Source organism: Dendrosporobacter quercicolus (genome assembly GCF_900104455.1).
Lineage (GTDB): Bacteria > Bacillota > Negativicutes > DSM-1736 > Dendrosporobacteraceae > Dendrosporobacter > Dendrosporobacter quercicolus.
Map to the genome: position 1 here is coordinate 79,203 of NZ_FNHB01000007.1, position 13,778 is coordinate 92,980.

A 13,778-nucleotide genomic window follows, 5' to 3' on the forward strand; every position below is an offset into this window, starting at 1 on the left:
GATGCAGGCCTTTCCCGGAAAAAGCGAGTTTTGTGAATATGCTAAGGTGCATAACCTTATTCCTGTCTATACAGAAGTGTCGACCGATATGGATACTCCGGTGTCGATTTACTATAAGCTGGTGGGCGACAGTCATGGCTATATTTTAGAAAGCGCCGATTCCAGCAGGCATTTTGGCCGCTACTCCTTTATCGGCACCGATCCGCTGGCCATTGCCACCGCTTATGCGGGCGGTATTGAAATCCAAAGCGGCGGCGCGGCCAAATTTATTGCCGGTAAGCCGGTTGAGGCATTCAAGCAATACCTTGGTTCATTTTCAGCGCCGGTGCTGGCTGATTTGCCTCAGCTGTCGGGCGGGGCGGTCGGCTATTTCGCTTACGAAGCGGTGGGGACCTGGGAGCGGGTCCGCGGCTTAAAGCTGCCCGCAACGGCGGTGCTGGCCGAATTTATGCTGTGCCGGGTTTTACTGATTATTGATCATCTTACCCATACCACTAAGCTGGCCTGCCTGGTTAAAATCACTGACCAAGACCGGGCGGCTGAGCTTTATCAGACGGCGCTTGATCAGCTGGCGCAGCTGCTTGAACGTCTCAAGCAGCCGGTTCAGCCGGAGCCTAACGTCCGGTTCGATGAGGCGGCCGTCGGCCGCGCCCCGAATGTCGGTCAGTTTGAGGACGGTTTTGTGGCCAAGGTCAGGAAAGCCAAGGAATACATCGCGGCCGGGGACATTTTCCAGGTTGTGCTGTCCCAGCAGTTTCGCCGCAGGCTGACTAAGCAGCCGTTTGCCCTGTACCGCCGGCTGCGCCAGATTAATCCTTCCCCTTATATGTTCTACATTAATTTCGGCCGGCGTAAGCTGGCCGGAGCCTCGCCGGAAATGCTGGTAAAGCTCAATCAGGATAAGGTGGTTACTTATCCTATTGCCGGTACGCGGCCCCGGGGGCGGAGCGCCGAGGAGGACCGGGCGCTGGCGGTGGATTTGCTGAATGATGAAAAAGAAAAAGCCGAGCATGCCATGCTGGTCGATCTGGGCCGGAATGACATTGGCCGTATCAGCCGGCCGGGGACCGTCGAAGTAAGCCGCTTAATGGAAATTGAAAAATTTTCGCATGTCATGCATATTGTATCAGAGGTTACGGGCTGCGTTGATCCTAAATATACTGCGCTGGATGCGCTGCAGGCCTGCTTTCCGGCCGGCACCTTAAGCGGTGCGCCCAAGGTGCGGGCAATGGAAATCATTGATGAGCTGGAAGAAGAACCGCGCGGCCCTTATGCCGGGGCGGTCGGCTATATTGATTTCTGCGGCAACATGGACACCTGCATTACCATCCGGACCATCTTTATTGACGGGGCGGAAGCAATTACGCAGACCGGAGCCGGTATTGTCGCTGATTCCGTGCCGGAAAAGGAATATCAGGAAGTGCTGCAGAAAGCCCAAGTGCTGTTTCAGGTGCTGGATGAGGAGGGTAATCATGATTCTGCTGATCGATAACTATGATTCTTTTACGTATAATGTCTATCAATTGGTTGCAAATCTTGGTTATCCGGTGGAGGTAATCCGCAATGACCAGATTACTTTAACCGAAATTGCCGGGAGAAATTATGCGGCGATCATTATTTCGCCCGGGCCCGGAACGCCGGATGACGCGGGAATAAGCCTTGCGGTGATCAAACAGTTTGGCGGCGTCATTCCCATTCTGGGTATTTGCCTGGGCCATCAGGCGATTGGCCAGGCGTTCGGCGGCACTGTGATCCGGGCGCCTGAACCTGTTCATGGGAAAGCGGATCTGGTGGAGCATCCGGGCACGGGCAGCTATGCCGGTCTGCCCAGCCCGCTGCCCGCCGGGCGGTATCATTCGCTGATTGTCGCTAAGACCGGTCTGCCGGATTGTCTGGAAATTACCGCCGCCACTGCGGACGGGTTAATCATGGGCCTGCGGCACCGGAAATATGCCATCGAAGGCTGGCAGTTTCATCCCGAATCCATTCTGACGCCTGCAGGCCGTAAGCTGATGGCCAATTTTTTGCAAAATGCCCTGTAAAACAACCGGAAATGACGGAACCGCGAAGTACGCAGGGGACACAAAGGAGAGCTGTTTGGCGCGATAATGATCGCGCTGTTTTTTTTGCTGGTTTGGTCTTCCGCTGACTTCTCGCGGTTAAAACTGCCCTTGCGGCGGAGATACTAGTACCGTGCGTCGCTTAAATTTTGAGAAATGTTAGGTGACCCACGGTACTGGTATCGGCTTGCTTTGGCCCCGGATAATTTATTAGGATTATTGGGCTGGATATGGTAAAATATACGGAGTTTGGTTCTCATTTTTTTGCTTAATTTGGAGGATATACATGTCAGACAACGAGTTGAATTCGGAAATTAACCGCCGCCGGACTTTTGCCATTATCTCTCATCCGGATGCCGGTAAAACTACATTAACGGAAAAACTGCTGCTGTATGGAGGCGCAATTCATTTAGCCGGCTCCGTTAAGTCCAGAAAGGCCCAGCGTCATGCGGTGTCGGACTGGATGGAAATTGAAAAGCAGCGGGGCATTTCGGTTACTTCCAGTGTCATGCAGTTTGATTATGACGGCTACCGTATCAATATTCTGGATACGCCGGGCCATCAGGATTTCAGTGAAGATACATACCGCACATTAATGGCAGTGGACAGCGCGGTCATGATTATTGATGTTGCCAAAGGGGTCGAAACCCAGACCCAAAAGCTGTTCAAGGTCTGTAAGCAGCGGGGTATCCCTATTTTTACGTTTGTCAATAAACTGGACCGTTTTGGCAAAAATCCGTTTGAACTGATGGAAGAACTGGAAAAGGTTCTGGAAATTCGGGCCTATCCGATGAACTGGCCGATTGGCGTTGACGGGGCTTATCAAGGCGTCTACAATCGTCAGCTGGCCCAGATCGAACTGTTTGACGGGGCGGGTTCGCAGGGACAAAAGGTACTGCCTTCGGTTGTCGGCAGTGTGGGTGACCCGGTGTTTTCCGAAATGCTGGGCAGCGGCGTTCACCAGGCGCTGTGCGATGACATTGAGCTTTTAGATATGGCCGGCGACAGCTTTGATCTGGAAAAAGTGCGCCAGGGCGAGCTGACGCCGATGTTTTTTGGCAGCGCTATGACCAATTTCGGTGTGCGGAATTTTCTGGAGCAATTTCTGCGCCTAGCGCCTGCGCCTGCGCCGCGCCTGTCTTCAGCCGGCCTGGTTCAGCCGGCGGACAGTAAGTTTTCCGCGTTTGTGTTTAAAATCCAGGCCAATATGAATCCGGCTCATCGCGACCGGCTGGCGTTTATCAGGATTTGTTCAGGTAAATTTACGCGCGGGATGGCAGTGCTGCATAATCAGTCAGGCAAGCTCTTAAAGCTGGCCCAGCCTCAGCAGTTTTTGGCGCAGGAGCGGACAATCATTGATGAAGCCTATCCCGGCGATATTGTCGGTTTGTTTGATCCGGGGGTTTTTGGCATTGGCGATACCCTGCACGAACAGGGGCAAGCCTTTACCTTTGCGGATTTTCCGGTATTTCCGCCGGAGAAATTCGCCAGGGTTCAGGCCAAGGATACCATGAAACGCAAACAATTTGTTAAGGGGATTACGCAGCTTACCCAGGAAGGGGCTGTCCAGCTTTTCCGGCAGGCTGACGCCGGAATGGAATCCTATATTGTCGGGACAGTGGGCAGCCTGCAGTTCGATGTGCTGGAATACCGGCTGAAAAATGAGTATGGCGTCGATATACTGATGAATCATCTGCCGTATGAGCTGGCCCGCTGGCTGGTTGGCGCAGAGGTTAAGCCCAAGTCGCTGCGCGGCGCCGACCGCGGCATGTTTGTTTATGATGTTAAGGAGCGGCCGGTATTATTGGTGTCTAACGAATGGGCTTTACGCTGGGTTGCCGATAATAATCCTGCGGTTGAGTTTTTTCCGACGCCGGCGGTTCGGGAATAATCCTTGCGGTTAATGAATAGGCAAAGTCAGAAAGCCCTTCCGTAACATCCGGAAGGGCAGTTTGGCGCAGCCGTCACCGCAAATATTGATTTTGAAAATCCAGTACCATGTCGTCCAGCTGGTTCGAAATCTGAGGGATGTCAAAGCCGACAAACAAAGGCGAGATGATAAACCGCGGCATGATCTTAACGGCAATGGAATGATCGATGCGATAGAAGAATAAATTATAACTGCCGCGGGTGCGATGAAAATTTTTCAGGATATATTTGATGACCAATTGAACATAATCAGCCAGTTGATCAATATGCCGGCCGGCATCCATGATTACGTTGAATTCGAAAAAGCCGATGCGCGGTTTGGTGGACAGGTTTAATTCAACGCCGTTGACGGAATCAATAACCAGGCCGGTAAATTGTTCGGGACAAACACTGTCGGTATAGTCAATGGTTTTCAAACCGATAATCTGCATATGCGGATGACGGATGGTTCCACCGGAAAAAGGACCGTGGTTTTTAAAAAAAATTACCGACTGATAATCCGGACAGCGTTCCATTTCCTGCCACCTGGCAATACCGAAGCGGAATAATTGATGTAAATGTTCCCGGGCGTATAAGGATAACTCGGAATGACATTCTTCTGTCTCAATCAGGACTGTCTGGTCGGTGCCCTCAAGCACCGGATATTTGTTTTTAACCAGCAGAATAGGACCGTCTTCGGCAATAATGCCCTGTAAATTGGCGCGGTCGCAAAAAGGACAGGTGGCCGTAGTGTTAATAATGCTTTCAGGCTTTTGTTTACCGATATTAAGGTTAAATTTAAGATGGTTGGTTGACAATGACGTTCACCCTCTTCTTAAGCGGCTGCCGCTTATGGTAAAATTATATTGGTAACGTTCATTTATTTCTAATTATAGTATAGCTGCTCCGAAAAATAAAACTCGCAAGTTTTCTGCAAGGCAGGTGGCAATTATTAGCGATCATACCCGGAAAAATATCACCGGTGATTCTTTTCTTAAAGGCACTTTTATTTTGGCATTGGCCGGTATTGTGGTAAAAGTGATTGGTTCTTTGAACTGGATTTTTGTTTCAAGAGTGCTGGGCGGCGAGGGGATCGGCCTGTATCAAATGGCTTTTCCCATCTACTTATTGGCCTTGAGTATTTCCTCCGCCGGAATACCGGTGGCTATTTCTATTATCACTGCAGAAAAGCTGGCTGTAAAGGATATTTTTGGTGCTAAGCGGGTTTTTCGTATTTCACTGACGCTGCTGGCAATTACCGGGCTGCTGTTCAGCCTGCTGACTTACTTTGGGGCCGGGCTGCTGGTCGAATATAAGTTTATTCGTGATCCCCGGGCTTACTATTCAGTGGCCGCTCTGGCCCCGGCTATCTTTTTTGTTACGATTTTATCCAGTTACCGCGGCTATTTGCAAGGCTGGCAGAGAATGACGCCAACTGCTGTCTCCCAAATCGCAGAACAAATTTTCCGGGTGGTTACGATGATTGTCTTCGCCACCCTGCTGATGCCCAAGGGTTTGGAATTTGCGGCGGGGGGAGCCAGTCTGGGCGCTTTTGCCGGTTCTGTCGCCGGTCTGGCGGTGCTTATTTATTATTACTGGCGGCTGGAGGCTGAAATTAAGCAGCAAACCGGCCCGCTGGCCTGCCCGGTAAGCGTGGAACCTGTCGGCGGCATTATGAAGCGGATTTTTAAGCTTGCCCTGCCGGTATCGGCCTCCAGCATAATGCTGCCGCTGGTGGCGAATTTGGATTTACTGATTGTACCGGCCAGACTGGAAGCAGCCGGCTATAGTGTGGAGCAGGCCACCGAATTATTCGGTTATTTGACCGGAATGGCTGTGCCGTTAATCAATCTGGCTACTATTTTGACTGCTTCGCTGGCCACCAGCCTGGTGCCGGCAATCGCCGAGGCCCAGGCGCGGGGCGACCGTCTGACTGTTTTTCAGCGGACAGCCGCGGCGATGCGCATCGCCAATTTGATTACCTTACCCGCGTTCATGCTCATCTTTCTCCTGGATGCGCCGATTTCACAAATGATTTATAATGCCCCCAATGCCGGTCCGGCTATTGGCGTAATGTCAACCGCCATTGTGCTGCTCGGCATTCACCAGGTGACCACCGGGGTTTTACAGGGGCTGGGGCATACCGCAATTCCGGTAATCAATATGGGGCTGGCCGCAGTGGTCAAGGTTTTATTAAACTGGACGCTGACCGCTATGCCGGAACTGGGCATTAAGGGGGCTGCCTGGGCCACTGTTGCTGATATCGGGGTTGCGGCGGTGATGAATATGTATTTTGTCAACAAGTTTGTCGGGTATCATTTTGTGTTAGCCGATATTACCAAGACGCTGGCTGCTACCTTGGTCATGGGGGCGGCGGTTTATGCCGCTTATGATGAAATGCTGCTGCTGCTGGGCAGCAATACGTTTGCCGCCCTGATTGCAATTGTGACGGGAATTGTTGTGTATGGCCTGGTGCTGCTGTTTACCGGCGGTGTTAATGAACGCGATATCAGCCGGATACCGGTGGCCGGGCCGGTATTGCTGAAAATACTGCATTCCGCCGGAAGGTTGAAATAACCGGAGGAAATTTGGCTGGGAGGGCTGGAAATGAAAAAGCTCATTTTGGTATACAATCCTGTTTCAGGCGATGCTTTTTTTAAATACCGGCTGGATGATATGATCGAAAAGTTTCTTCATCATCACTGTGTCATCATCCCTTTTCGGACCAGCAAGGATAATCTGGTCATGCTTGCCAGTCTGGTTGGCAGTATTGCCGCAGATGGCGTGGTAGTCGCCGGCGGCGATGGAACGGTGAGCCAGGTGATCAATATTTTGCTTCAGCAAAATATTGATCTGCCGGTGGGCATCATTCCCAGCGGCACCAGCAATGACTTTGCTTCCCACACCGGCTTAGGAGAGGACCTTGACCGCTATATCGCCGCCATTGCCCAAGGCGCTGTCATGCCGGTGGATGTCGGCAAGATTAATGGGCAGTACTTTTTGAATGTCGCCAGCGCCGGTCTGCTGACTTCGGTCGCCCATAGCGTTGATTCGGCGCTCAAGAATATCTTAGGCAAAATTGCCTATTATTTAAAAGGCCTTGGTGAATTACCGCATTTCCGCTCCCTGAAAATGACCATCCGGGCGGATGGCCGGGTAATTGAGGAGGAGCTTTTTCTGTTCTTGATTTTAAACAGCGGTACGGTTGGCAGCATCGCCAACTTAATACCGGCCCGGATTGATGACGGCAAATTGGACTTGCTCATTGTAAAACAATGTGGCATTCCCGAGCTGATGACGCTGCTCATCAGTTTGCTGACAAGCAAAAACCCTGCCCAGCACCGCAGTGTCATCTACCTGCAGGCCAGACATATCGCTATTGAGTGTTCTGAGACGGTGGAAAGTGATGTTGACGGCGAACTGGGCCCCAACCTGCCGTTGGAAATAACGGCGGTATCGGGCAGATTAAACATTTTTTGTGAACAAAAGCCTGCCGGCTAGCCGGCAGGCTCGTTTTTTATTGAGTGCAGAATACACACCAGGCATGGAAAACAGTGGCGGTCCGGATTCGATCACTGCCCCATGAGATAATGGATAAACTGCCGCGCAACCCGGCCGGAGCGGCCCGAATGGGCCAGCTCCCAGCGGAGGGCTTCCTGTTTCAGCTGTTCCGGCGATATGTCCAGCGCATTTTGGCGGGCCAGTTCCCCGACAATCCTCAGGTATTCCTCCTGACTGGGAGCCAGATAAGTAACGGTAATGCCGAACCGGTCGGATAACGAGATTTTTTCATGCACGCTGTCAAAACGATGTATTTCGTCGCTGTCGCCGCTGCGGTCGCTCCAGGTTTCCTTGATCAAATGACGGCGGTTGGAGGTGGCATAAATTAAGACGTTATCGGGTTTGGCCTCAACCCCGCCTTCAATGACCGATTTGAGAAATTTATATTCCACTTCGAATTCTTCAAAGGACAAATCATCCAGGAACAGAATGAAGCGCTTACCGGCCCGGTTGCGTAATATTTCCATTATTTTGGGCAGACAGCACATTTGCTGTTTGGTCATTTCGATCAGCCGCAGTCCCCGGGCGAAGTAGCTGTTGGCCAGGGCTTTTACGGATGAGGATTTACCTGTACCACGGGCGCCAATCAGCAGGACATTGTTGGCCGGTTTACCCTTGACAAACGCTTCGGTATTGGCCAACAGCGTTTCTTTCTGACGGTCATAGCCGATAATATCGGTAAGGGCAATGGCGTCAAAATGCTGGATTCCGGTCAGGCCGGCGTCGGTCCAGCGGAAGGCTTTGTAGCGGGCGATATCGCCATAGCCGTAAGCGGCGTAATAGTTGACCAAAACCAGGAGCGGATTTTCCGGCGGTGAATGATACTCCAGTGCGGCGTCAAGCTGCCGGTGCAATTCAGCCAGCCCGGGAACAGCGCTGTCGATAGCGGGGCTGTAATCTGTCAGCAAGCCGCCGGCGGCAAGGGCCGTCCAGTTGACGTTAAACAGATTTTTCAGAATGCTCATATCGTGAAGTACGGCCTTGCGCAGACCCGCGCCGATTTGACCGCCGGTTTTTTCCGCAATTACACTAAACACATTTTCATCCTGAGCAATGAGATAGGTCAGGTAACTTTTGAATAAATTACCGCGCAGGCCAAGCGTTTCCGCCTTAAGGATTAATTCAGCCGCGCAGGCGGAAAGCAGCGGCTTGTCGTTGGAGTCACTTAGCAGCCGGACAATCTTTTGCATAATGCCGTCTGTCAGGATATTCCGGTAAATGATGAGTTCGTTTACTTCTTCTTTAATCGGATGATGGTCAGCCATTTTTTCCTCCTGCCTGACAAGTTTTATCTATAGTATACAACTTTTCCCGTAGCCCCGCCAGGCATGAAAAAAGCAGGCGAATTTGAGATTCGCCTGCTTTTTGGGTCATTATAAACTTAACCGGGTTTTGATTCTATGCACTGCTTCTTCCGTGTTCTCGCGGTTGCCAAAAGCAGTTAACCGGAAGTAGCCTTCACCGGACGGTCCGAAGCCGGTACCGGGAGTTCCTACGATATGTACATCATTGAGCAATTTATCGAAGAAACTCCAGGAGCTCAGGCCCTTGGGCGTTTTGAGCCAGATATAAGGGGCATTTACGCCGCCGAAGGCTTCGATGCCGGCGCTGGCCAGGCCTTCGCGGATGATTTGGGCGTTGGCCATATAATAATCGACAATCGCCTTAATCTGCTGTTGCCCTGCCGGGGTGTAAACAGCGGCTGCGCCTTGTTGGACAATGTAAGGAGTACCGTTGAATTTGGTTGTATGGCGGCGGTTCCAAAGGGTATTTAACGGGAATTGCTCACCATTTGCTTTTTTGCCCAGAACTGTTTTAGGCACTATGGTAAATGCGCAGCGGGTACCGGTAAATCCGGCGTTTTTTGAAAATGACCGGAATTCGATGGCTACTTCTTTGGCGCCCTCGATTTCATAGATGCTGTGCGGGACGTCGTCTTCCCGGATATAGGCTTCATAAGCGGCGTCATACAGGATGACGGCACTGTTGTCCCTGGCATAGTCCACCCATTTTTTCAGTTCGGCTTTCGACAGGGTAGTGCCGGTGGGATTATTGGGCGAGCATAAGTAAATTAAGTCAACTTTATGGTCAGGCAAAGCCGGCGTAAACTTGTTTTCAGCATTGCAGGGCAGATAGGTGACGTTTTCAAACATGCCGTCTTTCAGCTCGCCTGTCCGTCCGGCCATGACATTGGTATCCAGATAGACCGGGTAAACCGGATCGGTGATGGCGACAATATTATTTATGCCAAAAATCTCCTGAATGTTGCCGACGTCGCTTTTGGAACCGTCACTGACAAAAATTTCATCGTTTTCCAGGGTAATGCCGCGGGCGGCGTAATCGTTTTCCAGAATTTTGCTGGTGAGAAATTCATAGCCCTGCTCCGGCCCGTAGCCATGGAACGTTGCGGCATCGGCCATTTCATCAACAGCGGTGTGCAGTGCGCTGATAATTGCCGGCGGCAGAGGCTTGGTGACATCGCCAATGCCTAATCGGATAACGCTGGCGGCGGGATGGTCCTGTTTAAATTTGGTTACTCTGCGGGCTATCTCGGCAAAAAGATAACTTCCTGGTAATTTTAAATAGTTTTCATTGATAATTGCCATCGTGTTGCTCCTTTCCAGTTTGAAACATTGGATAATATATTATACAATGTTTCGCCGGTTAGCGGTAGAGGTCAATCCATTTTTTGCTCATTCGCTCATAATATAAAACAGCCGCCAGAGCCGGCGGGCTGTTTGTTTGGCGGCGGCGCTGTTAGAAGTACTTGAAAATGGTTTGCTTGGCGCCGCAGATCGGACAGAGTTCAGGAACGTCGTGTGAGCCGGTATAGCCGCATACCGGACAGACATGAAGCTCGGCAATGCGGATATCCTGACTGTTCCGGGCCGAATTTTGGGCATTCTGAAATAATTCAACATGAATTTTTTCCGCTTCCAAAGCAAAATGAAAAGCCCGTTCGGCTCCTTTTTCCCGCTGGTAGCGGGCTGTTTCCAGGTAGACCGGATACATCTGCTCTACTTCGTGCAGTTCGCCGTCAATTGCGCCCTGCAGGTTATCGGCCGTTTTACCGACGCCGAAGACGGCTCCGGCCGGCACGGTAAAGTCGCCCTGCTGTTCGCCCAGCACCTTGAAGTGATTATCGGCATGGGCGTATTCAGCATAGGCGATGGCCTGAAACAGACGGCCGATATTGGGCAGGCCCTCCCTTTCGGCCAGTCCGCCCCAAATAAGATAACGCATATGAGCCATACTTTCGCCGCCGTAAGCTGAACGCAGAAAATCGGCAGTCATGGCATTGGATACTGACATTGATTAACCTCCTTGTTTTTCGCAATTTTCTTTCCTATTATTGCCTTATCCAGGTCTAAAGATACTTGCTGGCGCGGTGTTTTTTCCAGCACTTAATTTCGCTTTTTCCCTTTGCCTGTGGTGTCACTTGCCGGTTCAGCGCATATATATATTATAAAGCGAAAGGAGGGTGTGCGTATGGAAGAGGATCAACAACGCTCCTGGAAAACTAAATGTCTGCCGCCGCTTGGACCGCAAAAGGTGGTTATGCGTCAGGTGATTGGCGAGTGCACGAAACAAAAATCAATTGATGTACATATGTGCGTGCCGAGACGAAAACCCGGGATTGAACAAATCATTGACGTCTTTGTAAAAAAGGTGAGAATCAGTTCGGTGGAAATTATTACCGACCGGGTGATTGTCCGGGGCCACTTTGAAGTCAAGGCAATCTATGTTGCCTGTTTGCCAGCTCAGCCGGTACACGCCATTGAAATACGGCGGGTTCGTTTCTCGGTTGCCGTGCCCATTTACGGGGCGCGCCGCGGCATGGATGCCGAGGCCAACGTATTTGTAGAATATGTGGATTACGATTGCGTGGATAAGTGGCGTTTATACAAACATAAATACAATAAGCATGACGACTGCGATGACGACTGGGACGGTCACTGGAAACACAAGCATCACCATGACGACTGCGATGACGACTGGGACGGTCACTGGAAGCACAAGCATCACCATGACGACTGCGATGACGACTGGGATGGTCACTGGAAGCACAAGCATCACCACGACGATTGCGATGACGACTGGGATGGTCACTGGAAACACAAGCATCACCATGGCGGGCGGGAATTTGATGTATCGGTCATCCTGGGAATAACGGCAAAAGTAATGGCTGACCGTGAGGTAGTCCTGAATCATCAGTCTCCGATGCCTGGCCTGCCGGTAAAACCCAAGGGATAAATAAAAAGTCGTCAGTCTTGTTGCGGCGGGGCTGTCTGTTGGTGAAACAAAAAAATGCAAACAAAGCAAATCAGTAACCGGGAAAAATATTGACAAAATTTGCATAAGCAATAATAATAAGGACATGCAATAATGGGAATCAATGCCATTATTGCATGTCCATTTTATGTTAAGCCGCCTCCTGCTGTTGGCCAGAGCACAGTTCAGGCGGTTCATCAAGCAAGGAGCTGAAGCCATTGACCGGCAGCAAACAACGCATTTCCAGCCAATTTCTGCAAATCAGCCTGATTCTGCTCATTCTGCTGCACCTCAGCATAAGTTTAGCCGGGGCGGCGCCGGTTGTCGCCGAGCGGCAGGAGCAAAGCCAGCGGGCCCGTCAGGAAGCCCTGGAGAAAAAAGAACGTCAGGAACGCAGCGATGTCTTTCTCCAGCCCGGAAGCGCGGGCCAACCGGAATTTGAATTGCCTGAGGAAAGTCTGAGCTTTCCCATTCACACCATCGAACTGCAGGGCGAGCGGTTAGATCGCTTTGCGTGGCTGCAAGAGACCCTGGAAAAATATCAGCACCGCAATATTGGCCTGCAGGGTATCAACCTGATTGTCAAGCAGGCCGGCAATCTCTTAATTGACCGGGGCTATGTAACCACCCGTCTGCTCATCCCCGAGCAGGACCTCTCCAGCGGCGTCTTAAAACTCACCCTGATACCCGGCATCATTCATGATATCCGTTTTCAGGACCCGGATCAAAGCGGCAGCTGGAAGACAGCCTTTCCCGTCAGGCCAGGCGAAATTCTCAACCTGCGCGATCTGGAACAAGGCCTTGAGCAGCTCAAACGCGTACCTTCCCAGGACGCCGAACTGCAACTGGTACCGGCGGAACAGCCGGGGCAAAGTGATGTTGTGATTACCCTCAAACAAACCAAGCCCTGGAAAATTATTCTCTCGCTTGACGATTCAGGCAATAAAGCCACCGGGAGACTGCAGCTTTCCCAAACCGTTGTCTATGACAATCTGTTAAAGGCCAATGACCTGTTTCATTTCTCTTTTAACCAGGACGGGGAACAAAGCGGTTCCCGGTACGGCACAAAGGGCCACAGCGTCTACTATTCCCGGCCGGACGGAAATTTCACCTATACGATCAGTCAAAACAACTATGATTACCACCAGACCGTTCTGGCCGGGACGCAGCCCCTCAGCTACTCCGGGACCACCCGGGATACCAGATTTACCGTCGAAAAACTCATTCACCGCGATCAGTCCAGTAAAACCCATCTGGAATTCGGCCTGATCAAAAGGCGCAGCCGCAACTTCGTTGAAGATACCGAAATTACTGTGCAAAGAAAAAACACTACTGCTTTTACCGCGGCCCTAAACGAACGGCGGTATCTGGGCCAAACAACCGTTGATGCGCGGCTTGCCCATAAGCAGGGAATGCCCTGGCTTGGCGCGCAGGACGATCTTTCCGGCAGTGATCAGCCAACCACTCGCTATCATATCTGGACAATTGACCTCAATGTCGTCAAACCGGTAGTTTTTGCTAAAACAAAAGGCCAGTACCGATTTAGCTTTTCCGGCCAATACAGCAATCACCGCCTGTATGCCATTGACAGCTTCAGCATCGGCAACCGTTATACGGTGCGGGGCTTTGACGGGGAGCAAACCCTGTCCGCTGAAAGCGGCTGGTATGTGCAAAATGAACTGTTGCTGCCGTTAGGAGATACCAATGTCTACTACGGACTGGACTATGGGCAGGTCAGCGGTCCGGCAACCACCGGCTTGAGCAGTAAAGCCCTCGCGGGAGCCGTTGCCGGCATCCGGGGAGATATGGGCGGCGGCAGCCAGTATGACCTGTTTGTCGGCTGGTCGCTCAAAAAGCCGGCCGGCTTTGCCAGCGCCAACCCTGCTTATGGCTTCCAGTGGGTACACCAAATATAGAGCAGTCCGGTAAGCAGAAACCATCAACCAGGCGCTCAGCGTCCGGGAACTACCAGGCAGT

Annotated in this window: 11 protein-coding genes; 7 read left to right on the top strand and 4 right to left on the bottom strand. The window is 51.5% G+C overall.

Annotated features, from left to right (window positions below):
• The first annotated feature begins 1 nt into the window (after position 1).
• The 3 genes from BLR06_RS13500 (at position 2) to BLR06_RS13510 (ending at position 3,951) form a co-directional block, all read left to right on the top strand.
• Positions 2-1,492: an anthranilate synthase component I family protein gene (locus BLR06_RS13500; RefSeq protein ID WP_092074095.1), complete on the top strand. Its 1,491-nt coding sequence runs from the start codon at positions 2-4 to the stop codon at positions 1,490-1,492.
• Positions 1,473-2,042: an anthranilate synthase component II gene (locus BLR06_RS13505; RefSeq protein WP_092074097.1), complete on the top strand. Its 570-nt coding sequence runs from the start codon at positions 1,473-1,475 to the stop codon at positions 2,040-2,042. Before BLR06_RS13500 ends, BLR06_RS13505 begins: the two co-directional genes overlap by 20 nt.
• A 304-nt stretch (positions 2,043-2,346) precedes the next feature.
• Positions 2,347-3,951, top strand: a complete 1,605-nt coding sequence (locus tag BLR06_RS13510; RefSeq protein ID WP_092074099.1) for a peptide chain release factor 3 — start codon at positions 2,347-2,349, stop codon at positions 3,949-3,951.
• A gap of 73 nt (positions 3,952-4,024) precedes the next feature.
• Here BLR06_RS13510 and BLR06_RS13515 read toward each other — a convergent pair whose 3' ends face one another.
• Entirely contained in the window at positions 4,025-4,786 is a 762-nt protein-coding gene (locus BLR06_RS13515) for a DUF4931 domain-containing protein (protein ID WP_092074101.1), read from the bottom strand.
• 133 nt (positions 4,787-4,919) lie between these two features.
• Here BLR06_RS13515 and BLR06_RS13520 point away from each other — a divergent pair, with 133 nt between their 5' ends.
• Both BLR06_RS13520 and BLR06_RS13525 read left to right on the top strand, forming a co-directional pair.
• Positions 4,920-6,545, top strand: coding sequence for a putative polysaccharide biosynthesis protein (locus tag BLR06_RS13520; protein WP_422699857.1), 1,626 nt, complete (start codon positions 4,920-4,922; stop codon positions 6,543-6,545).
• Positions 6,546-6,575: 30 nt separating this feature from the next.
• Complete coding sequence (locus BLR06_RS13525; protein ID WP_092074103.1) at positions 6,576-7,469, top strand: YegS/Rv2252/BmrU family lipid kinase; 894 nt, start codon at positions 6,576-6,578, stop codon at positions 7,467-7,469.
• A 71-nt stretch (positions 7,470-7,540) separates the two neighbouring features.
• Here the strand turns inward: BLR06_RS13525 and BLR06_RS13530 are convergent, their stop codons facing one another.
• The 3 genes from BLR06_RS13530 to BLR06_RS13540 all read right to left on the bottom strand — a co-directional run bounded on the left by BLR06_RS13530 (position 7,541) and on the right by BLR06_RS13540 (position 10,841).
• On the bottom strand, positions 7,541-8,794 hold the full coding sequence (locus BLR06_RS13530; protein WP_092074106.1) for an ATP-binding protein: 1,254 nt from the start codon (positions 8,792-8,794) through the stop codon (positions 7,541-7,543).
• Between the two features lie 108 nt (positions 8,795-8,902).
• The gene (locus BLR06_RS13535) at positions 8,903-10,135 is read right to left on the bottom strand and encodes an LL-diaminopimelate aminotransferase (protein WP_092074108.1); all 1,233 of its coding nucleotides are present in this window, start codon (positions 10,133-10,135) and stop codon (positions 8,903-8,905) included.
• Positions 10,136-10,286: 151 nt separating this feature from the next.
• Positions 10,287-10,841: a rubrerythrin family protein gene (locus BLR06_RS13540; RefSeq protein ID WP_092074110.1), complete on the bottom strand. Its 555-nt coding sequence runs from the start codon at positions 10,839-10,841 to the stop codon at positions 10,287-10,289.
• Positions 10,842-11,018: 177 nt separating this feature from the next.
• On the opposite strand from BLR06_RS13540, the gene BLR06_RS13545 reads away from it, so the two are divergent.
• Both BLR06_RS13545 and BLR06_RS13550 read left to right on the top strand, forming a co-directional pair.
• Entirely contained in the window at positions 11,019-11,783 is a 765-nt protein-coding gene (locus BLR06_RS13545; RefSeq protein WP_092074112.1) for a DUF3794 domain-containing protein, read from the top strand.
• A gap of 236 nt (positions 11,784-12,019) precedes the next feature.
• Positions 12,020-13,717 carry a ShlB/FhaC/HecB family hemolysin secretion/activation protein gene (locus BLR06_RS13550; RefSeq protein ID WP_245698153.1) on the top strand — a complete coding sequence of 566 codons (1,698 nt, stop codon included), beginning with the start codon at positions 12,020-12,022 and terminating at the stop codon, positions 13,715-13,717.
• The last annotated feature ends 61 nt before the right edge of the window (positions 13,718-13,778 follow it).